We start from the raw sequence: 23,718 nt of genomic DNA on the forward strand, positions 1-23,718 counted from the left end.
TATGCGGTGTTTTGCGTTAGATCGGTGAGAACATATCGGCGATCTGCTGGCCAACCGGTGGCTGCTGGATTTCCGTGATGCGCCCGCGTCCGCCGTAGGAAATACGCGCTTCGGCAATCTTCTCGTAGGAGATGGTGTTTTCGGAGTTGACGTCCTGCGGCCGCACGATACCCGCCACGTTGAGGATACGGACCTCGTGATTGACGCGCACTTCCTGCGAGCCGCTGATCAACAGGTTGCCGTTTTCCAATATCCCGGTCACGACGGCGGCCACCAGCAGGGTCAGCTTTTCGGCGCGGCTGATGGAGCCTTTGCCGTTGGATTCGCTGGTATTGTCAAAGCTGAGCGACGAATCGGCCTGCGGCTTCCAGCCGAGAATTTCGGCGTCTGCCTTCCAGCCCGTCTCGCGATTGTTCTTCTTGGTACGGTCGGTTTCGTTGTCGAACGTCGCCTTGTCGTTGATCTGGATGTTGACGGTCAGAATGTCACCAATGTTCAACGCGCGCGCATCCTTGAACAAGGCTGCCTTGCTGTCGCTCCACAGCGAGTAACCGCTGGCCGAGCGCAATGGCTGCTTGGGGTAGGAAGCCAGTTGCGGCGCCTGACTGAATTGCAGGCCGCTGCCAATCGGGCTCATGGCAGGCGCATTGCCGATTTCCTTCAGCGTCTGGTTCTGGGTGATGCTCGAGCAACCGCTCAGAACACTTGCGGCAGAAAGAACGAGAATAAGCGCTTTGTTCATGACGGATCTCTTGATGTGGTTTTGTCGGTCGCGCTGGACATGATCGATGCGATGGTGGCGGCCTTCTTGGCATCCATTTCAGCAAGGATCAGACCGGACTGGCGAGGCGGCAGCTTCATGATGATCGCCGCTGCGATGCCAGCGTCGATTTCCTGCAATTGGGGTGCCGCAGCATCGGCTTTCATCGTCTTGTAGACGTTGACGAGGTTTGCTTCGGCCTGCTTCAGAAAATCGTTGCGGCGCTTCAGCCAGTCTTCATACTCGGCCTTGCGCGCTTCCATGACGGCGATGCGGTTATCGACATCCTGTTGCAGCTTTTCCAGGTCCTGCTTTTGCAGCACATAGCGCTGGTCGCGCGCCTGATCGATGACATTGGTGCAATATTGCTGGATTTCCTGACTGCTCGTATCGCCCGTCGTTACCCGCACCTGTTCCTGGGCGCGGGCGGAAGGAAGCGACGCGACCATGAGAAACACGGCAAGGATCGTGCGTTGCGGGGTGAATAGCTCAGAGAGTTTCAGCATCATTGCAACACCAGTTCTGCTTGCAGCGCACCCGCTGATTTTATGCCCTGAAGGATGGCGATGATGCCATCAGGCTTCACACCGATATTGTTCAGGCCAGCCACCAGCGAGCGCAGATTGGGCCCGTTGAGAATGGCGACAGGGCCGCCGGTTGCCTGTGCCGAAATGTCGGTCTGCGGCTGAACGGCGGTCTCTCCGCGCGAAAATGGCTCTGGCTGAATAACCTGTGGTGTTTCGGTCACCTGAACGGTCAGCGTTCCGTAGCTGACGGCGACCTGTGAAATGCGAACATCGGCGCCGATGACGATGGTGCCCGTGCGCTCGTTGATCACCACCTTGGCAGGCGTATCGGTTTCCACGGCAAGGTTTTCGATGCTCGCCATCAGGCGGGTCAGATCAGCCGTTCTCGGCTTCTGAATGAAAACCACCTGGCTGTCGCGGGCTTCGGCAATCGGTTCGCCGAAAGCGGTGCGGGCGTAGCCATTGATAGCATCGGCAATGCGTGTCGAGGTTGAGAAATCGGGGTTGCGCAGCTGCAGGACCAGATTGACGGAATCCTTGAACTGCGATGGCAGCTCGCGCTCGATGATCGCGCCGCTTGGAACGCGTCCGGCTGTCGTCACGCCCTGTGTCAGCTGCGCGGCCTGGCCTTCGGCATTGAAGCCCGAGACAATGACCGAGCCCTGCGCCACTGCGTAGATCTGGCCATCGGCGCCCGACATGGATGTCATGACGAGCGTGCCACCGCGCAAGGACGAGGCATCGCCCAGCGAGCTGACATTGACGTCCAGCCGGCTTCCGGGGCTTGCAAATGGCGGAAGGTTGGCGGTGACCATGACTGCGGCGACGTTTTTGGAGCCGCTCTGGTTGCCCTGCATGGAAATGCCGAGGTTCTGCAACATCGCCCGCATCGATTGCTCGGTGAAGGGCGAGGAACGCATGCTGTCGCCGGACCCTTGGAGGCCGACGACAAGACCATAACCAATCAGCTGGTTCTCACGGCCAGCCTGCAAGGAAGCGATGTCTTTGACACGCGCATTGGTCTGGGAATAGGCGACGGGTGTGGTTGCCAATAAAGTGGCGACCATCACAGTGACAGCGATCAGGCCCTTACGAAAACTCATTTTTGGAAAACCTCCACGGTTCCGTCCTGCAGGGCCGTGCCGCTGACTGTGACGCCGGTGTCGCGGTTGCGAACACGCACGACTTCACCCGGCATGCCATCTTCAATGGCGGTGCCGGATGCTGAAAGGTGCATGCCACCCACACTATAGATGATCCTGATCGTCGCTCCGCGCTGGACGGCGAAAGGATCACGCAGATCGCTGAGCGGAATGGTGCGGCCAGCAACGAGTGTGCGCTTGGAAACCTTGCCCACCACAACGTCAGTCGTTTCCGCAAAGCCCGGAGCGATGTTGGGGTTGGTCACTGGAACTTCGGTCACACGCTCATGGGTAATGATATCGCCGGGGAAAATAGTGCCTGTTGGAACAACGGCGTGTCTTTGCTGCGAAAGGGCAGCCTGCGGCGCGAGCGCCACAAGACCAACCATGAGCGCCAGCGCCGTTGTGCAGAGACTGCCAGGCACGAATTTCGGGCGAAACTTCATGTTACCCTACCTTTTGCGTTACTTCAGGTTCTGACTGACGATCGTCGCCATCTCATCTGCAGTGGTGATGACCTTGGAGTTCATTTCATAAGCGCGCTGTGCGGAAATGAGGTCGGTGATTTCCTTGACGGAATCGACGTTCGAGCTTTCAAGATAGTGCTGCTTGATATAGCCGAAGCCGACAGACTCAGGAGTTGCCGTTACGGGATCGCCAGACGCTTCCGTCTGCGAAAACAGGTTGTCACCAAGGGGCTTGAGACCCGCTTCGTTGGCAAAGTTGCTGAGGCTGAGCTGACCAAGTTCCGTGAGGGTTGTTGCCGTTCCGATGCGTGCCGAAACAATACCATCCGTGCTGATCGTGACTTCCGTCGCGTCCGTGGGAATGGTGATGTTTGGCTGAACGCCGAAGCCGTCGATCGTGACCAGTCGGCCAGTCGAATCCTTGTTGAGAGCGCCGGCTCTTGTATAGAGCGTGGTGCCTTCCGGTCCATCGACCTGAAGCCAGCCCTTGCCAACAATGGCAAGATCCAGATCGTTGCCGGTCTGGGAGATTTCACCCTGGAGGTGGAGTTTTCTGACGGCAGATGTCTGAACACCCAGGCCGATATTGGCGCCTTCTGGAACCACGGACTGGTTGGCACGGTTCATCACGCCCTGTGCGCGCTCTGTCTGGTACAAGAGGTCGGTGAACTCGGCGCGGCCGCGCTTGAAGGCGGTCGTGTTGATGTTCGCGATGTTGTTCGCGATGACCTCAAGGTTTGTCTGCTGGGCATCCATGCCCGTCGCTGCGATAGCTAGTGCTCTCATTTTTTATATCCTTAAGCGTCAAATCTGCATTTTCACGATGTCGAGATAGGCCGAGACGATCTTGTCGCGCAGAGCCACGGCGGTCTTGAGCGTCTGGTCCGCCTGCATGACGGCATCAACGACTTCTCGCGTATTGGCCTTGCCCTGAATGCCTGCAAACGACATGGCTTCACCCATTTTCAGGGACTGGACAGCATCGCTTGCGACGCCGCCAAGAACGCTGGCGAAGGTAGGGCCAGTGGCAGCGGTTGCCGCCGTGGAGATAGCGCTTCCGGCCAGAGAGCCGAGGCCGGATGTGACCTCTTTCAGGCTGTCGGTTGCGGAATTGCCCGTCAGTGATTTCAGGCTGCTGATGGCGTCGATCATGATCACTGACCCTTCAATAATGCGATGGTCGAGGCAACCATGTCGCGTGTCTGCTTGATAATTTGTAGATTAGCCTCGTAGCCGCGGTTGGCCTCACGAAGGTCGGCCATCTCGATCAGCATGTTGACGTTCGGAAGCTTGACCATGCCTTTTTCGTCTGCGGCAGGGCTGTCGGGATCGTATTCCTGGGTGAAGTCGGAGCGATCAACGCCCAGTTTCTTGACCTCGACAAGATTTGTCTGGGAAACGCGATCCATCTCATTTGCAAACGTAATGGTCTTGCGACGATAGGGGTCTGCACCCGGCGTATCGCCCGTTGTACGAGAGTTCGCGATGTTTTCCGAGACGATGCGCAGGCGCGTGGCCTGAGCTTCCATTCCGCTTCCTGCAATTTTCGTCGCAGACTTTAAAGGATCCATCTTACTTGCCCACCGCTGTCAGCATCATGCTGTTAAAAGAGCGAACGAGTTGCGCGTTCAGTTCGAACTGCCCCTTGATCTCGCTTGTCTTGGCCATTTCCTTGGAAAGGGACACCGTGTTGCCCGACTCCTGAACGCCGATTTCGTTGTTAAGGTCAGCCTCGTCGAGAGCAACTTTGCCGCCGCCTGCGACTGCCAGTTCCATGTGTGCGGAATTGGTGCGCGCCATCTGCATGCCGACCGACTGCAATTCCGTATCGAAAGGAACGACGTCCTGTGCGCGGAATTTTGGGGTGCTGGCATTCGCGATGTTACTGGCGACGACTTCTTGACGCACAGAAAGCCATTCGGCCTGCCGGGATGCCAGCGCAAAGAGCTGAATCGGCTGCATGACAATTCTCCGTGTTTAACCTGTCTCCGGTTTAGGCCGACAATCTTGCGCGGGACTTGCGGGCGATGGCTTTGTGTAAGCGGTCGCGAAAACAGCTGAAAATGCGCTGTTTTGGCCCCAATTAACCATTTGTTTGCCTTGTCGCTTTAGGGTTCGTTTATGTTTTTACCAGCGGGGTTCCAGCCGGAATTCTGTAACCCCTTGGGTTTGCGATGGTTTTTGAGAGCGATAGACACACATTGCGAAACTGGAACGCGCTTCACCCAAGGCGCGGCGCAGCCTCGTTGCGGGATTATCTCCTCTCGGGCTTTGTCGCTATCTCGCTTTCGGCGGCAGGGTTCCTTTTGCCGGGCATGCTTCTGGACCCGGGCCTCAAGGGCTATGTGTCGGATACAAGCGTCAAGATTTCCAATTCCCGTTCGGGCACACAGGGCGTGCAGCGCATGGCCGCGCAACTGCGCGAGACACTGCTGTCTCCGGTCGCTCTTGGGCTGATGGTCTCTGACATGAAGCTCAAGGCTGAGGACGTGACCGGCGTTGAGACGCCAGGCCATCTGTCCGTCTTGCTGGACCTGCTTGCAGGCGGTGGGCAGGATGGGAGTGCCGTGGTGGGCGCGACTGAGACAGCTCTGAAAGACTCCGTTGCCATCACCTCGAAGCCAGCCAGCGACGAGATCGATATCCGTGTGACTGCCGCCACCCCGCAGGCTTCGCAACGCATAGCCGATAATCTGGCCAGCCGCGTGGTCCGGGACATAGGGGCCGAGCGGCACGATCCGCAACTTCAGGCCGTCGAGACGGCGCGGCTTGCGCTCGATAGTGCCGAGGCAGCTTTGACCGGGTTTCAGATGCGGCATGGAAACGATGCCGTGTCACGCATACAGGATCTGCAACAGAAAATTCGCGAAGATGACACGCAGACGGAAGCGCTGGTTTCCAGAAACACGCAACTGGCCGACGCCATCGCCTCTGCTGCCTCCATGAAGCTGGATGATGTGCTGAGCCAGTCCTTGCCAGCGATGCCGGCCTTTACAGCTCTTGATGATATCAGGCAGAATTATACCGCCGCCAAACTCGCATTGGCCGAGGTCAGCGTCGACCACGGACCAAAACATCCGCGCACAATTGCAGCTCAAACGACGCTGGACGCTGCCCGTGCCGCGGCCATGCCCGCTCTTCGCCGTGTGCGTGAGGCGCTGGCGAGCGAACAGGCAAAGATCGCTGCGGCTTTGAGCAGACAGCAAACTGCGCGGGCTGAGCTGGACCGGCAGATGCAGGAGATGGGTGACGCACCGGCCAATCTGGCAAGGCTGGAAGCGGCGCTGGAAGAAGCCCGCAGCACCTATATCCGTTCCAGCGATGCCGCAGGCACATTTTCACCGGCACCTCGTCCAAGTGCTGCCATTGCGCAGGCAGCTCAGCCGGGTCTTGCAAATTACGACAGCTTTACCGCCAAGAGCATGGCGCTGGCCGGCGGAGCGGCTGGTTTGCTGATGTCGCTTCTGGCTTTGAGCTTCCGACGCAAGCGCGGCGATGAGAGTGAGCAGGTAGCGCTTCCAGACTCAGTAGAGGCCGAAGTGGCCGAAACGCCTGAAGAGTTTGAGCTTGTCGCCGCTGAGGCCATAGAGATCGAGCCTGGTATTTTCGACGACGTCATGATCGCTCGGGATGAACAAGAGCCTGAACTCGATGCACCCATCGCCGCGCATTCTGATGGGGAGCCTGTCAGCGAGGCGGTGATGCAGGACGGTGGGGATGATGGTCTGACCGTTCATGATGAGCCCGCCAACGACATGCCCCTGGATCAAAAGGTGCGGCAGGTGTTGATGCGCAATGCTGTTCCGCTTGAGCAGATGCAGCGCGAAGCGCCTGTGTTCAAGCTTCCGCCGCTGCTGGCGGCAGCTTTGGCCGGAGAGGCTGAGCACCCACAGGCGGAGACCGAGGAACTGCACGCGCTGCGTCAGGAACTCGTTGTTCTGCGCGAGCGCCTCCAAAGGCTGGCCGATGAAGAGCGCGACAGCCGCCGGGCCTGATTTGCTGCCCTGAAACAGCGATTTTCCTTGCATTCCACGGTGCTGCACAGCATTAGGGCGCTAAAGAGCTATCGTGTTCCCAGGAGGCAGGCATATGGCGACGGTCATCGACGGCAAGGCAAAGGCGGCATCGGTAACGACGGCCGTGCGAGAGGCGGCGGAGAAACTCGAGCAGCAGACCGGCATCAAGCCCGGCCTCGCCGTGGTCATCGTCGGCAACGATCCGGCCAGCCACGCCTATGTCAACTCCAAGAGCAAGACAGCCAAGGAATGCGGGTTCAATTCCATCCAGCACACGCTGTCGGAAGATACTACGCAGGCGGATCTTGAGGCGCTGGTCGCGACTTTGAACGACGATGCTGCCATTCACGGCATTCTGGTACAACTGCCCTTGCCGAAGCACCTCAATTCCGATCCCGTCATCCAGTCCATTTTGCCCGAAAAGGACGTTGACGGTTTGAGCGTTCTCAACGCTGGCAAGCTGGCATCCGGCGACCTCGAAACTGGTCTGATTTCCTGCACGCCAGCGGGCTCGCTGTTGCTGGTGCGCAGCATTCACGGCGATGACCTCTCCGGTCTCACCGCCGTTGTCATTGGTCGCTCGAACCTGTTCGGCAAGCCGATGGGGCAATTGCTGCTCAACGCCAACGCAACCGTGACCATGGCCCATTCGCGCACCAAGGATCTGGCTGCCGTCTGCAAGACCGCCGACATTCTCGTTGCAGCCGTTGGCCGCCCGCAGATGGTCAAGGGCGATTGGGTCAAGCCCGGTGCAACGGTCATCGATGTCGGCATCAACCGCGTGCCAGCACCTGAAAAGGGCGAGGGCAAGTCACGGCTGGTGGGCGATGTGGCCTATGATGAGGCAAGCGCCGTTGCCGCCGCGATTACGCCTGTTCCCGGCGGTGTTGGCCCGATGACAATCGCTATGCTGATGGCTAACACTGTGATTGCAGCCCACCGGGCGCTTGGAAAAGCCGCGCCAAAATTCTGAGACCTTTCTAAAGGTGCGCAGGTCCGGTCGATCCGCGCACCACAAGCTCTGCCTTCCAAAGCTCTTCGGATGTATCAGCCTTGCCGGTCTTGATCTGCTCGATCAACCGCTCTGCGATGCGCGATCCAGCCTCACGAAGCGATGACCGGGTGGTTGTCAGCGGTACTGAGAAATTCACCGGTTTCAATAGCGGGAGAACATCGTCATGGGCGATGATGGAAATGTCTTTTCCCGGCTTAAGGGCCCGCAGATTGAGTGAGCGCACGGCGCCCAGCGCCAGCGCAGTCGATGCACAGATGACCGCTGTCGGGCGATCAGCCTGAGATAGCAGCCTTTCCATAATCGAAAATCCGGCCTCGTCATTCATGACGCTGTGGCTGACATTGGCCGGGTTTAGCGCATAGCCTTGCGCGGCCAGCGCCGCCTCGACGCCCCGGTGGCGGCGAAAGGTGAAGTCGTAGCCTTCAGGCCCGTTCATCAAGGCAATGTTGCGATGGCCAAGCTGGAGCAGGAGCGATGTTGCATCGTTGAACGCGGTTTCGTTGTCCACATCCAGAAACGGGTAATCCGTCTCCACACCCCATGAACGACCGTGAACGATGAAGGGAATGGGCAGGCTCTTCATCATCTCGATACGGGGATCGTTCTTCTTCATATAGGCGAGATAGATGCCATCGACGCTGCCGCTGGCGGCCAGTTCTCGCAGGGCTTCCTGCTCATGGGTGGGTGGGCTGGGCATGATGACAAGATGAAAGCCGTTGCGCGCCGACACCTCTCCCAGACCATTCAGAAATTCCGCGAAATGCACGTCGGACTGGTGCTCCGCCCCGGTTGGCATGACCAGCCCGATGGAGCCCATCTTGCCCGTGGCCAGACGTTGTGCCGCAGCGTTTGGCCGGTAGCCCGTGGCTTGCGCGGCCTCAATTATCTTGCGTCGTGTCTCGGCTTTCACTTCAGGATAACCGTTCAGCGCACGGCTGATGGTCGTCTGCGAAATGCCGAGCATTTGCGAAAGCTGTTTTAGGTTCATATCATCCAGCCTCCGCTTTCCCAAACCGCTTTGGACCCTACCAACTGTCTCTTCCAGCCACAATTGGAAACTGCGGAAATGCCCAGGTTTTCGCTTATGCTGCAGCGCAAGATGGTTATTGAAACCTAATCGGCGTAGCATGGACTTGACTCATCTTCCATCTCAGTGAGATGAATGGTTAGCCAAAGCGCTTTGAGTATCTTTTCAGGCTATTACGCCTGACAATGTGATGGGAGGTAGATCACATGAAAAAGACTTTCTGGACGACCGTGGCCGTGGCCACGTTTCTGTCGGGGGCAGCTTTCGCTGCGGAGCTGAAGTTTCAGCCCGGTGGCGATGCCAAATTCAACTGGAAAAGCTATGAGGATTTCAAGGCCGCCAACGCCAGCCTGAAGGGCGAAACGCTGACGATTTTCGGACCATGGCGCGGCGAGGACGAGGCGCTGTTCCAATCGGTGCTGGCCTATTTCACCGAGGCGACGGGCGTGAATGTTCGTTACTCCTCATCGGAAAATTACGAGCAGCAGATCGTTATCGATACGCAAGCCGGTTCTCCTCCCAATGTCGCCATTCTGCCGCAGCCCGGCCTGCTGGCCGACCTTGCTGCTAAAGGTCTGCTTACGCCGCTTGGCGATGAGACAGCCAACTGGGTGAAGGAAAACTACGGCGCGGGCCAGTCCTGGGTGGATCTGGGTATTTATCCCGGCAAGGACGGACAGAAGGCCTATTTCGCCTTTCCGTTCAAGGCCGACCTGAAATCGCTAGTCTGGTATGTGCCTGAAAACTTTGAAGAAGCGGGCTACGAGGTTCCGAAAAGCGTGGAAGATCTCGTCAAGCTCAGCGACAAGATCGTGGCCGATGGCGGCACGCCATGGTGCATCGGGCTTGGTTCAGGCGGTGCGACCGGCTGGCCAGCCACGGACTGGGTTGAAGACTTCATGCTTCGCACGCAGCCGCTGGACGTCTACCAGAAGTGGACGACCAACGAGGTCAAGTTTAACGATCCGCGCGTTGTCGCTGCCATCGAGGAATTCGGCAAATTTGCCAAGAACGACAAATATGTGAGTGGTGGCGCTGCTGCCGTTGCCTCCACCGACTTCCGCGATAGCCCCAAGGGCCTGTTCGATATTCCGCCGAAGTGCTACCTTCACCGCCAGGCATCGTTCATTCCATCCTTCTTCCCGGAAGGCACGAAGGTCGGAACGGATGTGGACTTCTTCTACATGCCGACATTTGCTTCCAAGCCTGATCTCGGCACGCCGGTTCTGGGCGCTGGAACGCTCTTCACCATCACAAAGGACTCCAAGGCTTCTCGCGCTTTCGTGGAATTCCTGAAGACACCGATTGCCCATGAAGTCTGGATGGCGCAGTCCGGCTTCCTGACACCTTACAAGGGCGTGAACCTCGACACCTATGCCAGCGAACAGACCAAGCGTCAGGGTGAAATTCTGACCACGGCCACAAGCTTCGGCTTTGATGGTTCGGACCTGATGCCCGGCAAGATCGGTGCTGGCGCATTCTGGACGGGCATGGTCGATTATGTCGGTGGCAAGTCTGCCCAGCAGGTTGCTGATGACATCCAGAAGGCCTGGGACGGCCTCAAGTAATCGAAAACTCCATCCGGCGGCGGCAATCCGCTGCCGGGTCGTTTCTCTCGCATGTCTCTGCCGCAACGGGGTAACGCTGTCAGGCCGGGTATGAACACGAAATAACGGGGAGGGAATATGATTACCCAGATCGTTTCGGCGCTCGGCGTGATGATTGTCGGCGTCTTTGCCTGTGCGGCCTATTACTGGCTGTCCGACAAGGCGCTACAGGTCATTTTTCCGGTGAAAGACGGCGATGTGATCCACGCATCGCGCAACCTCAACCGGCGCGCGGCGGTCCGCCCCTGGCTCTTCGTCGGCCCCGCACTTTTGTTGCTCATCGTCTATCTCGTCTACCCCGTGGTCGCCACCTTCATCCTGTCTTTCTACGACCGGACCGGAGACAATTTCGTTGGCCTTAACAATTACCGCTGGGCCATCTACGATGATGGTTTCCGCCAATCCATTTTCAACAATATCCTCTGGTTGGCCGTCGTGCCCGCCGCCTGCACCTTCTTTGGCCTCGTGATTGCCGTCATGACCGACCGCATCTGGTGGGGCAATATCGCCAAATCCATCGTCTTCATGCCGATGGCGATCTCCTTCGTCGGCGCCTCCGTCATCTGGAAGTTCGTCTATGAATATCGCGGCGAGGGGCAAACGCAGATCGGCTTGCTGAATGCCATCGTCGAATATTTCGGCGGCTCGCCCGAGGTGTGGATTTCTATGCCGTTCTGGAACAACTTCTTCCTTATGGTCATCCTCATCTGGATCCAGACCGGCTTTGCCATGGTCATCCTCTCGGCAGCGCTTCGCGGCATTTCCGAAGAAACCGTGGAAGCCGCTGTGATCGATGGGGCCAATGGCTGGCAGATTTTCTGGAAGATCCTCGTTCCGCAGATATGGGGCACCATTGCCGTTGTCTGGACCACCATCACCATTCTTGTTCTCAAGGTCTTCGATATCGTTCTGACCATGACCAATGGCCAATGGAACACCATGGTTCTGGCCAACCTCATGTTCGACTGGATGTTCAGAGGCGGTGGAGACAGCGGACGCAGTGCCGTTATCGCGCTCATCATCATGGCAGCGGTTACGCCGATCATGATCTGGAACATTCGCCAGGCAAACCGTGAGATGGAGGGTCGCTGAGATGAGCATAGCCACGCGTATTCGCCGCATCGGCCTGCCACGCCTGATCGTTCACGTCAGCGTCCTCTTCGTCGTGCTGCTCTGGCTTTTGCCAACGCTCGGCATTCTGGTCAGCTCGCTGCGAGACAAGGACCAGCTTGTTGTATCCGGCTGGTGGACGGCCTTTTCCAGCTCAAGCCAGACCCAGGCGCTTCGCCTTGCCGACCCTGCAACGCAAAGGCAGGAGGGTGATCGCTTCATCATCTCCGGCAATGTGTTTGAAAACGGCGCGGGCGGCAAGATTTCCGCTTTTGGCGTGCGTGTGCAAGAGCCTGAAGCCTTCCCGGCAGGGGAGGCGGCCGATCTGGGTGAGGGCGAAAGCCTCGTTATCAACGAAGACGGCACCTACCAGTACAGCAAGAACGCGACCTTCGAGGGTTCGCGCGCCAAGCGTGTCTATCTGGCCGTTTCGACACCGCCCATCTTCACACTCGATAATTATCGCACCGTGCTTGCCTCTGAGGGCATCGGCCAGGCCTTCGTCAATTCGCTGACGGTTGCCATTCCGGCCACGGTCATCCCCATTCTCATCGCGGCTTTCGCAGCCTATGCCCTGTCCTGGATGAAGTTTTCGGGCCGCTCCCTCATCATTGCCATGGTCGTCGGCCTCATCGTGGTGCCGTTGCAGATGTCGCTCATCCCGCTGTTGCAGCTCTATAACTGGATTGGCAACGTCTTCGGCGTGCCATCCAAGACCTATGCGGGCATCTGGCTGGCGCACACGGCCTTTGGTCTGCCGCTCGCCATCTATCTGTTGCGCAATTACATTTCCGGCCTGCCGAAAGAGATCATCGAGAGTGCGCGTGTGGACGGGGCCAGTGATTTTGAAATCTTCGTCAAGATCATCCTGCCGCTGTCTTTCCCGGCGCTTGCATCCTTCTCCATCTTCCAGTTCCTCTGGACATGGAACGACCTTCTGGTCGCCATGGTGTTTCTGGGAACGCAGAAGGATGAGCTGGTGCTGACGGGGGCGCTCAACGCGCTTCTGGGTTCACGCGGCGGCAACTGGGAAATCCTGACCGCATCGGCCTTCGTCACCATCGTCGTGCCGCTCTGCGTTTTCTTCGCTCTCCAACGCTACCTTGTGCGCGGGCTGCTTTCCGGCTCGGTCAAGGGAGGCTGATCAACATGAATGCCCATACCAAACAGGATACTGAAATGACGACTTCTACTCTCGTGCGCGACAAGGATTGGTGGCGCGGTGCCGTGATCTATCAGATCTACCCGCGCTCCTATCAGGACAGCAACGGCGATGGCATTGGCGATCTCAAGGGCATCACCTCGCGCCTGGAGCATATTTCAAAGCTTGGCGCAGATGCGATCTGGATTTCTCCCTTCTTCACCTCTCCGATGAAGGATTTCGGCTACGACGTGTCCAACTATGTCGATGTCGACCCGATGTTCGGCACACTGGCGGACTTCGACGGCTTGATTACCGAGGCGCACCGTCTTGGTATCCGCGTCATGATCGACCTCGTCCTGTCGCACACGTCGGATCAGCATCCGTGGTTTGTGCAGAGCCGTTCCAGCCGCCAGAATCCGAAGGCTGACTGGTATGTCTGGAGCGATGGCAAGCCGGATGGCACACCGCCCAACAATTGGCTCTCCATTTTCGGCGGCTCCGGCTGGCAGTGGGACCCGACGCGCATGCAATATTACATGCACAACTTCCTCACCTCGCAGCCTGATCTTAATCTGCACAATGAAGAGGTGCAGCAGGAGTTGCTCAACATTACCCGCTTCTGGCTGGAGCGCGGCGTCGATGGTTTCCGTCTGGATACGATCAACTTCTATTTCCACGACAAGGAATTGCGCAACAACCCGGCGCTTGCTCCGGAACGCCGCAACGCTTCCACCGCACCAGCCGTGAACCCCTATAATTTCCAGGAACACATCTACGACAAGAACCGCCCCGAAAACATCGCATTCCTGAAGCGCTTCCGCGCCGTTCTCGATGAGTTCCCGGATATCGCAGCCGTGGGCGAGGTGGGGGATAGCCAGCGCGGGCTTGAGATCGTCGGTGAATACACATCCGGCGATGACAAGATGCAGATGTGCTACGCATTCGAGTTTCTGGCGCCGGATGCGCTGACGCCGCAGCGTGTGGCCGATGTGCAGGCAGATTTTGCCCGCGCTGCCCCCGAGGGCTGGGCATGCTGGGCCTTTTCCAATCATGACGTCGTGCGCCATGTCAGCCGCTGGGGCGATGTGGTGGAAGACAAGGATGCTTTCGCCAAGGTGCTTGCCGCACTGTTGATGACGCAGCGCGGATCAGTCTGCATTTACGAGGGCGAAGAGCTTGGCCTAACCGAGGCCGATATCGCATTCGATGATTTGCAGGACCCCTACGGCATTCAGTTCTGGCCGGAGTTCAAGGGGCGTGACGGTTGCCGCACGCCGATGGTCTGGGATGCGGGCCATGCGCTGGCAGGTTTCTCGACAGCTGATAAGGGCTGGCTTCCGATTCCCCCTGAACACAAGCAGCGTGCTGTCAGCGCCCAGCAGGGTGATGAGGCATCCGTGCTGGAGCATTACCGCCGCTTCCTTGCCTTCCGCAAACAGCACCCGGCCTTTGCCAAAGGCAGCATTGCGTTTCAGCCGGTTGAGGGCACCGTTTCCAGCTACACCCGCACGCTGGGCAACGAGACCGTGGTCTGCCTGTTCAACCTTTCCGCAGAACCATCCACGGCATCGCTGCCTGAGGGCAACTGGGAGGTTCTCGACGGCCATGGTTTTTCGGCTGAACGTGAAGGCAAGACCGTTGCACTACCGGCATGGGGCGCATTCTTCGCCCGTTACGCCTGACATCATACGAGGGAGGAACACCGCATGACTGGTCTCGTTCTCAAGGATATCCGCAAGGCCTATGGCCAGGTCAAAGTCCTGCACGGCATTGATCTGGAGATCAAACAAGGCGAATTCATTGTTTTCGTCGGCCCATCTGGCTGCGGTAAATCCACGCTGCTGCGCATGATTGCCGGGTTGGAGGAGATCACTGGCGGCGAGATGTATATTGACGGCCAACTGGTCAACGAAATCCCGCCTTCGCGGCGGGGCATCGCCATGGTCTTCCAGTCCTATGCGCTCTATCCGCACATGACGGTCTACGACAACATGGCCTTCGGCATGCGGATCGCCAAAGAGAACAAGCAGGAAATCGACCGCCGAGTGCGCGCTGCGGCCGACATTCTGCAACTGACGCAATATCTGGAGCGGCTGCCCAAAGCCCTGTCGGGTGGCCAGCGCCAGCGCGTTGCCATCGGTCGCGCCATCTGCCGCAACCCCAAGGTTTTCCTGTTCGATGAGCCACTGTCCAACCTCGATGCGGCCCTGCGTGTGGCGACCCGCATCGAAATCGCCAAGCTTGGCGAGCAGATGGCGGATACGACGATGATCTATGTCACCCATGACCAGGTCGAAGCCATGACGCTGGCTGACCGTATTGTTGTGCTCAACGGCGGTCGTGTGGAGCAGGTGGGCGCACCGCTGGATCTCTATGAAAACCCCGGCAATCTCTTTGTGGCGAAGTTCATCGGCTCTCCAGCCATGAACATCATTCCCGCAACGATCAAACGTTCGGGCGCGCAGACTGCTATCGAGCTCGCCGGTGGAAAGACTCTGTCCGTCGATATTGCGACCCCCGCCGGAGAGGACGGCAAAGCCGCATCCTTCGGCGTGCGCCCGGAGGATTTGTCTGTCGTCACGGGCGATGACTATCTTTTCGAGGGCAAGGTTTCCATTGTCGAGGCGCTCGGGGAAGTCACCTTGCTCTACCTCGAAGCCCCTGATGGCCAAGAGCCGATTATCGTGAAAATTCCGGGCATCGCCCAGGCCAAAAAAGGTCAGGTTCTGCGCTTCTCAGCACCGCGTGAAAAGCTGCATCTGTTTGATGCGGAGGGCCAGACTTATCGCCGCTGAAACGGCTTTTGAAACGCGGCATTAACTATTTTTGAAAGGCGTTTCGTGGCGTCGTTTTCTTATCATATTAGAGAATATGATAAGATATCAGCGGCTTAACCATGGCTGTCTCATGCCTGCGCGCAGTGGTGGATCTTATCCACAGTCAGATCTGGCATGTGTTTCATATCGAAACGGGGAGATAAATTCTTAAGACCTTCTGGCTAGTCTTTTTTCTCAAATAATGAAAAGGGATGACGAAATTGAACGCCCGGGCAGACATCGGCAAACCCAGCTATCTCAGCAAGGAAGAATCTTTCATGTACGACCGCGAGGGGCGGTTCAAACTGGAAGATACGATGAATGCCGCACGCATCGAATATACCGAGAAAGCCGTGATGAATATGGCTTCACGCCGGTGCGATGTCGTCAAGATTTCCCACTCCGAAGCCGTGCTGGCGCTTTTGACCCAGTACAATCTGCCCCAGCAATTCTATCTGGATATCCCAGACGCCCGCATTACCAAGATCGGTTGCGTCTTGTTGAAGGTCAATCCCAACAACACGATCCACGTTCGCTTCCTGCATATTCTGAGCAAGAAGGATATGGAGCGGATTTTCGTGTTCAGCACGCATCCGCAGCACCGCGACCGCAAGCTCGATATCCGGGCCTGGTAACGCTAATATCAGCCGTATAGGCGAGGCGTGCCGATCTTGAACCACGCCTTGGCAATCTTGCCCGCCGAAATTTCATAGATGCAGATGACGTCAAGCTCTCCGGGACCATCGGGGAATGTGCGTGTCACTGTTTCATGGTCGATGACCGTGTTGCCGAGCACCATGCGGTGAAGCAACCTGCCATGCAGGTTCGGCTCCTTGAACCGCTCCACGTGTCTTTCACGGATCTCGTCAGCCGTTTTCGCCAGAAGCGTATCGGGAAACAGGTAGTAGTGGCAATCACCTGCCCACCACGGCATGAAGGCGTCAATGTCGCGTGCATTATACGCCTCCAGCTGCATCTGGACCGGGTAGGCGACCTCTGTCGGGTCCACCATTGTCAGCTCGCGAACACGCTAGCACCCTGATCTGCCGGTCCGACGCTGCGGCGGAAAGGTGCGAACAGCTCGCGGCCCATGCCCCACTCATTCTCGGAGAGGTCAGCGGTTGCAGGCTCACGCGCCGCAAGCTCCGCATCCGATACCAGAACCTGAATGGTGCCGGTGATGGCGTCGAGCCGGATGATGTCGCCATCCTTGATACGGGAGATCGGTCCGCAATCCACGGCTTCCGGTGTCATGTGAATGGCGGCGGGCACCTTGCCTGACGCGCCGGACATGCGACCGTCTGTGACCAAGGCCACCTTGAAGCCGCGATCCTGCAACACGCCGAGCGGCGGCGTCAGCTGGTGCAACTCGGGCATGCCATTGGCCTTCGGTCCCTGGAAGCGAACCACAGCCACGAAATCGCGGTTCAGCTTGCCTTCCTTGAACGCCGTTTGCAGGCTCTGCTGATCATGGAAGATGATCGCCGGTGCTTCGATGATATGCCGTTCCGGCTTGACTGCCGAGATCTTGATGACGGCCTTACCGAGATTGCCGGTCAGCATTTTCAGGCCACCGCTTGGCTGGAAAGGCGTTTCGACGCTGGCGAGAACCTTCGGGTCATGGCTGACATCAGGTGATGGGCTGCGCGTGACGCCGCCCTTCTCATCCAGCGTCGGCTCAATGGTGTATGCTTCAAGCCCCTGACCAAAGACGGTGCGGACATCATCATGCACCAGGCCCTGCTTCAGCAGCTGCTTGATGAGGAAGCCCATGCCACCGGCTGCGTGGAAGTGGTTCACATCTGCCAGACCATTGGGGTAAACGCGGGCCAGAAGCGGCACGACGTCGGAGAGATCGGAAATATCCTGCCATGTCAGCACGATGCCAGCGGCACGCGCCATGGCGATAAGGTGCAGCGTGTGGTTGGTGGAGCCGCCCGTGGCGTGCAGACCGACAACGCCGTTGACCACGGAGCGTTCATCGATCATTTCGCCCGCTGGCGTAAACTCGTTGCCCTGCGCGGTGATGGCCAGCGCCCGTTTGGTCGCTTCCCGTGTCAGTGCATCGCGCAGCGGCGTGCCCGGATTGATGAAGGACGATCCGGGCATGTGGAAGCCCATGATTTCCATCAGCATCTGGTTGGAATTGGCCGTGCCATAGAAGGTGCAGGTGCCGGGGCCGTGGTAGGATTTGGATTCCGCCTCCAGCAGTTCAGCGCGGCCGACCTTGCCTTCGGCGTAAAGCTGGCGAATGCGGGACTTCTCGTCATTCGGCAGACCAGATGTCATCGGTCCAGCTGGAATGAATATGGAGGGCAGATGGCCGAAAGACAGCGCCGCAATCACCAGACCGGGGACGATCTTGTCGCAGACGCCGAGAAACACGGCTGCATCGAACATATTGTGCGAGAGGCCGATGCCAGCCGACATGGCAATCGCATCGCGCGAAAACAGCGACAGTTCCATGCCCGGCTGACCTTGCGTCACGCCATCGCACATGGCTGGCACCGCACCGGCAACCTGCGCAATGCCGCCCGCTTCCTTGGCCGCATCGCGGATGATGGACGGGTAGATCTCGAAGGGCTGATGCGCTGAGAGCATGTCGTTATAGGCGGTGATGATGCCCAGATTGCCAACCCGGTCGCCGGCAAGGATGTCCTTGTCGGCGGGGGAACAGACCGCAAATCCATGCGCAAGATTGGCGCAGGACAGAACAGAACGATGCACACCCTTGGTTAGCTGGAGACGAAGCCTTTCGAGATAAATCTCGCGGTAAGGTTTCGAGCGCTCGACGATACGGGCTGTAATAGCCTGAATACGCGGGTCGGCAGCCATGGGCGTGTATCCTGTCCTTTAGTGGAACATCGGCCAGGCACTTGGGAATGCCAGCCGGTGTTCATGTTGCTGTTTCAAGCGTGGGGCTTATGGCGCCCAATAGATCTGAACGGGCGATTCCGCGCGGTTGAGCACGGCCCGCACAGGCATGTCTTCCTCGTCCAGATCGGACTTTGCCTTGTCGAGCGTTTCCTTCTTGGCGGCACCTTCGATGTGCAGCACGAGGAAACGGGCGTCGTGAAGCGCCGAGAGGTTGAACGTCAGTCGCTCTTCACCGGCAGTTTCCGCACTCATCGGAAGCACCGAGCGCTCTTCATCGAGATCGAGCGCCTCTTCCAGATTGTCTCCGCCGGGGAAGAACGATGCCGTGTGGCCATCCGTACCAATGCCAAGAATGACGACGTCGAATGGATCGCAGATCGCTTCCGTCTTCACCGTTGCAAGCGTCGCAGCGTCTTCCGGCGTGGCGAAGAACTGATAGAGCGGCACGAAATAGGCGTAGGTCGCGGCGTTCTGCAGCAGGTGGTCGGCCACCAGCTTGTGGTTGGAACGGTCGCTTTCCGGGGCTACGAAACGCTCGTCCACCAGCGTTACGCTGATGTTCTTCCAGTCCAGCTCATGCTTGGACAGTTCCTGAAAGAACAGCTTGGGCGTCGAGCCGCCGGAGACGGCAATACTTGCCGTCCCACGCTCGGAAAGCCCACGCTCCAGACGCTCGGCCACGTCCTTTGCCAGCGTTTGCGCCAGTTCACGGCCGTTTGCGAAGATATGCTCCTGTCCGATCATTGCATATCCCCTTAATCGGCTTCGTGCCATGTGCGGCCGTCACGCTCGATCAGCGCAATCGAACCGCTTGGTCCCCATGTGCCCGACGTGTAGCCCTGAACGCCCTGATTGACGGCTTCCCAGCTTTTCAGAATTGGATCGACCCATTTCCATGCCGCTTCCACTTCGTCGCGGCGCATGAACAGAGCCTGATTGGAGCGGATCGTATCCATCAACAGGCGCTCATAGGCGTCTGGGCTGCGCACGTTGAAGGCTTGGGCAAAGCTCATATCCAAGGAGACCTGACGCAGGCGCATGCCGCCCGGACCCGGGTCCTTGATGAGAAGCGACTGCTTGACGCCTTCATCGGGCTGCAGGCGAATGACCAGCTTATTGGCTTCGATCTTGCCTGCCGCATCATCGAAAATCGAATGCGGGATCTGCTTGAAGGTGACGACGATTTCAGACACACGCGATGCAAGACGCTTGCCGGTGCGGATGTAGAAAGGCACGCCCGCCCAACGCCAATTGGCAATTTCAGCCTTGATGGCCACGAAAGTTTCGGTGTTGGAAACACCGCCTTCCAGTTCTTCCAGATAACCCTTGACCGCACCACCGGCAGAAGCGCCAGCGCGGTACTGTCCGCGAACTGTCAGCTTCTCAACATTCGACTGGTCGATCATCTTGAGCGAGCGAAGAACTTTCACCTTCTCGTCACGAACGGCTTCCGCGTCCATGGAGGAGGGGGGCTCCATCGCCACAAGGCACAAAAGCTGGAGAATATGATTCTGCACCATATCGCGCAGCGCGCCAGCCTTGTCGTAATATCCGGCACGGCCTTCAAGCCCAACGGACTCGGCAACGGTGATCTGCACATGGTCGATATGGGCGGAGTTCCACAGCGGTTCAAACAGCGCATTGGCAAAGCGCAGTACCATCAGGTTCTGCACGGTTTCCTTGCCGAGATAGTGGTCGATACGGAAGATCTGCTCTTCCTTGAAGACGTTGCCCAGCGTGTCGTTGAGCTCAAGCGCGGACGCCAGATCGCGGCCAATCGGCTTTTCCACGACGATGCGCGTAGACTTGGTAATCAGCTTGTGGTCACGGATCTTGAAGGCGATATCGCCGAAAATGCCGGGGGCGACAGCCAGATAGAAAGCGCGAATGCGGTCCTTGCCTTCATCGAGAAGCTTTTTCAGCTTGTCCCAGCCGCCGTCAGACTTGGCATCGACAGGAACATAGAAGATGCGGGCGCAGAATTTCGCGACCTGCTCGTCATCATACTCGCCCTTCTTCAAATGCTCCTTCAGAGCATCCTGAGCGAATTTACGGTATTCGTCATGGGTCATAACCGAACGGGATGCACCGATGATGCGTGTTGGCTCAGACAGCTGGTTTTCCACCTGCCGGTGGTAGAGAGCTGGCAAAAGCTTGCGCTCGGCCAGGTCGCCAGTGCCGCCAAAAACGACGCAATCGAAGGGCTCTACTGGAATGATTTGACTGCTCATACCGATTCTCTCGATCTCTCATGTGTTGGAGGCATCCATAATCTAATCGATTTAAAAATGCCAGATGTGTTGGAAAAAAATATGGTTTTTGCTTTTAAGACGTTGTTTATGCTGCGTTAACCTTCGCCGCGCCGATATTTCCCGCTTGTTGCATCAGAACCTGTCTCGCAGTGCGTACCACGAAAGCGCCAGAAACAGCAGCGGTGCCCGCAATGATGTTCCGCCCGGAAATGACGGCACGTCAAGCGACGAGAACTGGTCCAGCGCCCGGTCCTTGGCAATCACCATATCCGCATAAAGCTTGCCGCAATAATTCGACAGCATAACACCGTGACCGGAATAACCGCCGATGGACATCACGCCGGGCATGACTTCGCGCACGAATGGCTGCCGGTTGAGCGTAATGCCGACGGACCCGCCCCAGGCATGCGTCATCTCGATCGTATCGAGCGCCGGATAGATTTCGGCGATCTGCTTGCGAATATGCCTAGAAATGTCCCGTGGAGAATCGGCTGTATAGGCTTCGCGCCCGCCAAACAACAGGCGATTATCAGGTGTCTTGCGGAAATAACGCACCACGAAACGACTATCCGCGACCGCTTCCTTTCCCGGAATGATCTCTGGAAACTTATCCAGTGGCACCGTCGCGCCAATGAAGGAGCGGATGGGCATGACATGGGCCGCCGTCACAGGCTCCAGATTGCCAATATGGGCATTGGTCGCGATGAGAACACGGCTTGCGGTGATGGTGCCGGATGGCGTTTCGATCAACGTCTTGCCGTCCGTCTGCTTGATGGATGTGGCAGGCGTCATCTCGAAAATCTGTGCGCCCGCAGCATGAGCTGCCTTGGCCAGCCCGGCGATGAGCTTCAGCGGATGGATGTGGCCGGTGCCGGTGTCACGAACGCCGAAATGGTAATGATCGGAACCCAGTCTTTGCTCTGTCTCGGCCTTTTCCATGAAGGAAACATGGGCGTAGCCATAGCGGTCGCGCATCGCGTCGACGCTGTCGCGATAGGTCTTCTCATAGCTTTTCTTGTGCAGGACATTCAGCTGTCCCGGCAGAAACTCCATGTCGATGCCATGGTCGCGGGCAAAATCCAGCACGTAATGTTTTGCACCTTCGGCAATGTCGAACAGCGCCTTCGAACGCTCGAAGCCGATCTGCTTTTCCAGCTCGTCCGGCCAGGCGCGCTGTCCAGTGCCGAACTGGCCGCCATTGCGCCCGGATGCGCCATCACCAAAGCGGCACCCTTCCACAACCGCAACGGAAATGCCTGCCTTGGCCAGATTATAGGCGGCCTGCAGACCGGTGAAGCCGCCGCCAATGATGGCGCAATCCACCGTGCGGGAACCATCCATGGCTGGATATTGCGGCCTCTCGCCAAGGCTATCCTGATACCAGGACAGGCCGGGCGCTATCGGGCTTTGCCATGTCATGCGCAAACCCTCATACGTTCAGAAGCAGGAATTCCCGCTCCCAGGGGCTGATCACCTGCATGAAGGTTTCAAACTCCCCACGCTTCAGACCGGCATAAAGACCCACGAACTCATGCCCGAAGACCCGTTCCAGCTGAGGCTCGCCTTCCAGCAACGCCACCGCTTCCAACAGGCCACGCGGCAGCTCGATGGAGCCTTCGTTGGCTGTCTCATAGGTCGGCTCGGTCGGCTCGATATTGTTCATGATGCCAAGCCAGCCGCAGGCAAGCGATGCTGCGATGGCCAGATAGGGGTTGGCATCGGAGCTGGGCAGACGGTTTTCCACGCGCCGCGCCGAAGGGCCTGATATCGGAACGCGGAAGGCGGTCGTGCGGTTATCATAACCCCAGGCATTGTTGACCGGGCATGCCATATCAGGCGTCAGGCGGCGGTAGGAGTTGACGTAAGGCGCAAGCATAACAAGCGCATTCGGCACATAACGCTGCATACCGCCGACGAAGGAGAAGAATTCCTTGGATGGACTGCCATCCTTGTTGGAAAACACATTGTCACCAGTCTCGGCATCCACCACCGACTGGTGAATGTGCATGGCGGAGCCGGGCATGCCCTGCATGGGCTTTGCCATGAAGGTGGCATAGATGCCGTGTTTCAACGCTGCTTCACGAATGGTGCGCTTGAACAGGAAGACCTGATCGGCAAGCTCGATGGGATCGCCATGGCGCAGGTTGATTTCTAGCTGCGCCGGACCCTCTTCATGGATCAGCGTGTCGATTTCCAGACCCTGCTTTTCCGAGAAGTGGTAGATGTCGTCGATCAATTCGTCGAATTCGTTGATGCCGGCAATCGAGTAGCTCTGCCCGCCGACGATGGAACGGCCCGAGCGACCCTTTGGCGGATGCAGCGGATAATCGGGGTCGTCATTCATGGCGACCAGATAAAACTCGATTTCCGGGGCAACGACCGGCTTCCAGCCCTTTTCCTTGTAAAGATCGAGTACGTTTCTGAGCACGTTGCGCGGCGTGTAGGGAACGAAATTGCCTTCCTGATCCACGACATCGCAGATGACCTGCGCGGTGGGGTCACTTTCCCATGGCACGACGCAGAGCGTAGATAGATCGGGCACCAGCTTCAGGTCGCTATCGCGCGGCTCATAGCGGAAGTTTGCCGTCTCATCAGGATATTCACCAGAAATTGTATGGCGGTAAAGGGCGGATGGCAGCGCCAGCGATGTATCGCCGGTGAACTTGGATGTCGGCATCATCTTACCACGGGGAACGCCGGCAAGGTCAGGCGTGATGCACTCAATGTCCTCGATGCCGCGGGCCTTCAGCCATTGCGCGGCTTCCCGCCATGTGGCGCAACCGCGTGTGGGCGAGACGTCGACGGGTATCTTCTTTGCCATGGTTGCCGGTTTTTTGGGACGGAGCATGGTTTTCTTGGAAGGCATAAATCACCGGCTTTGTGTTTCGATTGGCACTATCATAGCCAGACTTTGGCAATTGGCAAAAGGGGAAAGCGCCATTGACAACAGACCTGACT

The 23,718-nt window shown here is 58.0% G+C and carries 22 protein-coding genes and 1 pseudogene; 8 read left to right on the forward strand and 15 right to left on the reverse strand.

What is annotated here, in order from left to right:
* Positions 1-16: 16 nt before the first annotated feature.
* The 8 genes and pseudogenes from flgH to flgB all read right to left on the reverse strand — a co-directional run bounded on the left by flgH (position 17) and on the right by flgB (position 4,858).
* A complete protein-coding gene (gene flgH / locus RQI55_RS08470; RefSeq protein ID WP_192063429.1) occupies positions 17-742 on the reverse strand; it encodes a flagellar basal body L-ring protein FlgH in 726 nt (241 codons plus the stop codon).
* Positions 739-1,269 (reverse strand): MotE family protein, encoded by a 531-nt coding sequence (locus RQI55_RS08475; protein WP_042618044.1) that lies wholly within the window; start codon positions 1,267-1,269, stop codon positions 739-741. Before RQI55_RS08475 ends, flgH begins: the two co-directional genes overlap by 4 nt.
* Positions 1,266-2,303, reverse strand: a pseudogene (locus RQI55_RS08480) (flagellar basal body P-ring protein FlgI); the annotation flags it as partial. The pseudogene RQI55_RS08480 and the gene RQI55_RS08475, both read right to left, overlap by 4 nt.
* Before the next feature lie 83 nt (positions 2,304-2,386).
* Positions 2,387-2,875, reverse strand: a complete 489-nt coding sequence (gene flgA / locus RQI55_RS08485; RefSeq protein ID WP_243256643.1) for a flagellar basal body P-ring formation chaperone FlgA — start codon at positions 2,873-2,875, stop codon at positions 2,387-2,389.
* A gap of 18 nt (positions 2,876-2,893) precedes the next feature.
* Positions 2,894-3,682, reverse strand: a complete 789-nt coding sequence (flgG, locus tag RQI55_RS08490) for a flagellar basal-body rod protein FlgG (RefSeq protein WP_042618047.1) — start codon at positions 3,680-3,682, stop codon at positions 2,894-2,896.
* 18 nt (positions 3,683-3,700) lie between these two features.
* Positions 3,701-4,048 carry a flagellar hook-basal body complex protein FliE gene (locus tag RQI55_RS08495; RefSeq protein ID WP_042618048.1) on the reverse strand — a complete coding sequence of 116 codons (348 nt, stop codon included), beginning with the start codon at positions 4,046-4,048 and terminating at the stop codon, positions 3,701-3,703.
* A gap of 2 nt (positions 4,049-4,050) precedes the next feature.
* Positions 4,051-4,467 carry a flagellar basal body rod protein FlgC gene (gene flgC, locus RQI55_RS08500; protein WP_042618049.1) on the reverse strand — a complete coding sequence of 139 codons (417 nt, stop codon included), beginning with the start codon at positions 4,465-4,467 and terminating at the stop codon, positions 4,051-4,053.
* A 1-nt stretch (position 4,468) separates the two neighbouring features.
* Complete coding sequence (gene flgB, locus RQI55_RS08505) at positions 4,469-4,858, reverse strand: flagellar basal body rod protein FlgB (protein ID WP_042618050.1); 390 nt, start codon at positions 4,856-4,858, stop codon at positions 4,469-4,471.
* A 212-nt stretch (positions 4,859-5,070) separates the two neighbouring features.
* Here flgB and RQI55_RS08510 point away from each other — a divergent pair, with 212 nt between their 5' ends.
* Positions 5,071-6,891 (forward strand): hypothetical protein, encoded by a 1,821-nt coding sequence (locus RQI55_RS08510; protein ID WP_311272466.1) that lies wholly within the window; start codon positions 5,071-5,073, stop codon positions 6,889-6,891.
* Between the two features lie 94 nt (positions 6,892-6,985).
* Positions 6,986-7,885, forward strand: a complete 900-nt coding sequence (folD, locus tag RQI55_RS08515) for a bifunctional methylenetetrahydrofolate dehydrogenase/methenyltetrahydrofolate cyclohydrolase FolD (protein WP_311272467.1) — start codon at positions 6,986-6,988, stop codon at positions 7,883-7,885.
* 7 nt (positions 7,886-7,892) lie between these two features.
* Here the strand turns inward: folD and RQI55_RS08520 are convergent, their stop codons facing one another.
* Positions 7,893-8,915 (reverse strand): substrate-binding domain-containing protein, encoded by a 1,023-nt coding sequence (locus tag RQI55_RS08520; RefSeq protein ID WP_311272468.1) that lies wholly within the window; start codon positions 8,913-8,915, stop codon positions 7,893-7,895.
* A 245-nt stretch (positions 8,916-9,160) separates the two neighbouring features.
* Between RQI55_RS08520 and RQI55_RS08525 the strand changes: the two genes are divergently transcribed.
* From RQI55_RS08525 to RQI55_RS08550, 6 genes are all read left to right on the forward strand, one after another.
* A complete protein-coding gene (locus RQI55_RS08525) occupies positions 9,161-10,522 on the forward strand; it encodes an ABC transporter substrate-binding protein (RefSeq protein WP_042619061.1) in 1,362 nt (453 codons plus the stop codon).
* A 117-nt stretch (positions 10,523-10,639) separates the two neighbouring features.
* Entirely contained in the window at positions 10,640-11,653 is a 1,014-nt protein-coding gene (locus tag RQI55_RS08530; RefSeq protein WP_192063435.1) for a carbohydrate ABC transporter permease, read from the forward strand.
* 1 nt (position 11,654) lies between these two features.
* Complete coding sequence (locus RQI55_RS08535) at positions 11,655-12,815, forward strand: carbohydrate ABC transporter permease (RefSeq protein WP_311272469.1); 1,161 nt, start codon at positions 11,655-11,657, stop codon at positions 12,813-12,815.
* A gap of 5 nt (positions 12,816-12,820) precedes the next feature.
* Positions 12,821-14,497 (forward strand): alpha-glucosidase family protein, encoded by a 1,677-nt coding sequence (locus RQI55_RS08540; RefSeq protein ID WP_311272470.1) that lies wholly within the window; start codon positions 12,821-12,823, stop codon positions 14,495-14,497.
* Positions 14,498-14,521: 24 nt separating this feature from the next.
* On the forward strand, positions 14,522-15,610 hold the full coding sequence (locus RQI55_RS08545) for a sn-glycerol-3-phosphate ABC transporter ATP-binding protein UgpC (protein ID WP_311272471.1): 1,089 nt from the start codon (positions 14,522-14,524) through the stop codon (positions 15,608-15,610).
* Positions 15,611-15,909: 299 nt separating this feature from the next.
* Complete coding sequence (locus RQI55_RS08550; RefSeq protein ID WP_042619105.1) at positions 15,910-16,266, forward strand: hypothetical protein; 357 nt, start codon at positions 15,910-15,912, stop codon at positions 16,264-16,266.
* Between the two features lie 8 nt (positions 16,267-16,274).
* Here the strand turns inward: RQI55_RS08550 and RQI55_RS08555 are convergent, their stop codons facing one another.
* The 6 genes from RQI55_RS08555 to RQI55_RS08580 form a co-directional block, all read right to left on the reverse strand.
* Complete coding sequence (locus tag RQI55_RS08555; RefSeq protein WP_311272472.1) at positions 16,275-16,643, reverse strand: nuclear transport factor 2 family protein; 369 nt, start codon at positions 16,641-16,643, stop codon at positions 16,275-16,277.
* Between the two features lie 2 nt (positions 16,644-16,645).
* Positions 16,646-18,466 carry a phosphogluconate dehydratase gene (gene edd, locus RQI55_RS08560; protein ID WP_192063440.1) on the reverse strand — a complete coding sequence of 607 codons (1,821 nt, stop codon included), beginning with the start codon at positions 18,464-18,466 and terminating at the stop codon, positions 16,646-16,648.
* A gap of 87 nt (positions 18,467-18,553) precedes the next feature.
* The gene (pgl, locus tag RQI55_RS08565; RefSeq protein WP_311272473.1) at positions 18,554-19,252 is read right to left on the reverse strand and encodes a 6-phosphogluconolactonase; all 699 of its coding nucleotides are present in this window, start codon (positions 19,250-19,252) and stop codon (positions 18,554-18,556) included.
* An 11-nt stretch (positions 19,253-19,263) separates the two neighbouring features.
* Complete coding sequence (gene zwf, locus RQI55_RS08570; protein ID WP_042619068.1) at positions 19,264-20,739, reverse strand: glucose-6-phosphate dehydrogenase; 1,476 nt, start codon at positions 20,737-20,739, stop codon at positions 19,264-19,266.
* A 153-nt stretch (positions 20,740-20,892) separates the two neighbouring features.
* Positions 20,893-22,179 (reverse strand): FAD-binding oxidoreductase, encoded by a 1,287-nt coding sequence (locus tag RQI55_RS08575; RefSeq protein WP_243256634.1) that lies wholly within the window; start codon positions 22,177-22,179, stop codon positions 20,893-20,895.
* A 10-nt stretch (positions 22,180-22,189) separates the two neighbouring features.
* Positions 22,190-23,626, reverse strand: coding sequence for a glutamine synthetase family protein (locus RQI55_RS08580; protein ID WP_192063443.1), 1,437 nt, complete (start codon positions 23,624-23,626; stop codon positions 22,190-22,192).
* Positions 23,627-23,718: the final 92 nt, after the last annotated feature.

It is taken from the genome of Rhizobium sp. WCS2018Hpa-16, from assembly GCF_031843705.1.
GTDB classification, from domain to species: domain Bacteria; phylum Pseudomonadota; class Alphaproteobacteria; order Rhizobiales; family Rhizobiaceae; genus Agrobacterium; species Agrobacterium tumefaciens_C.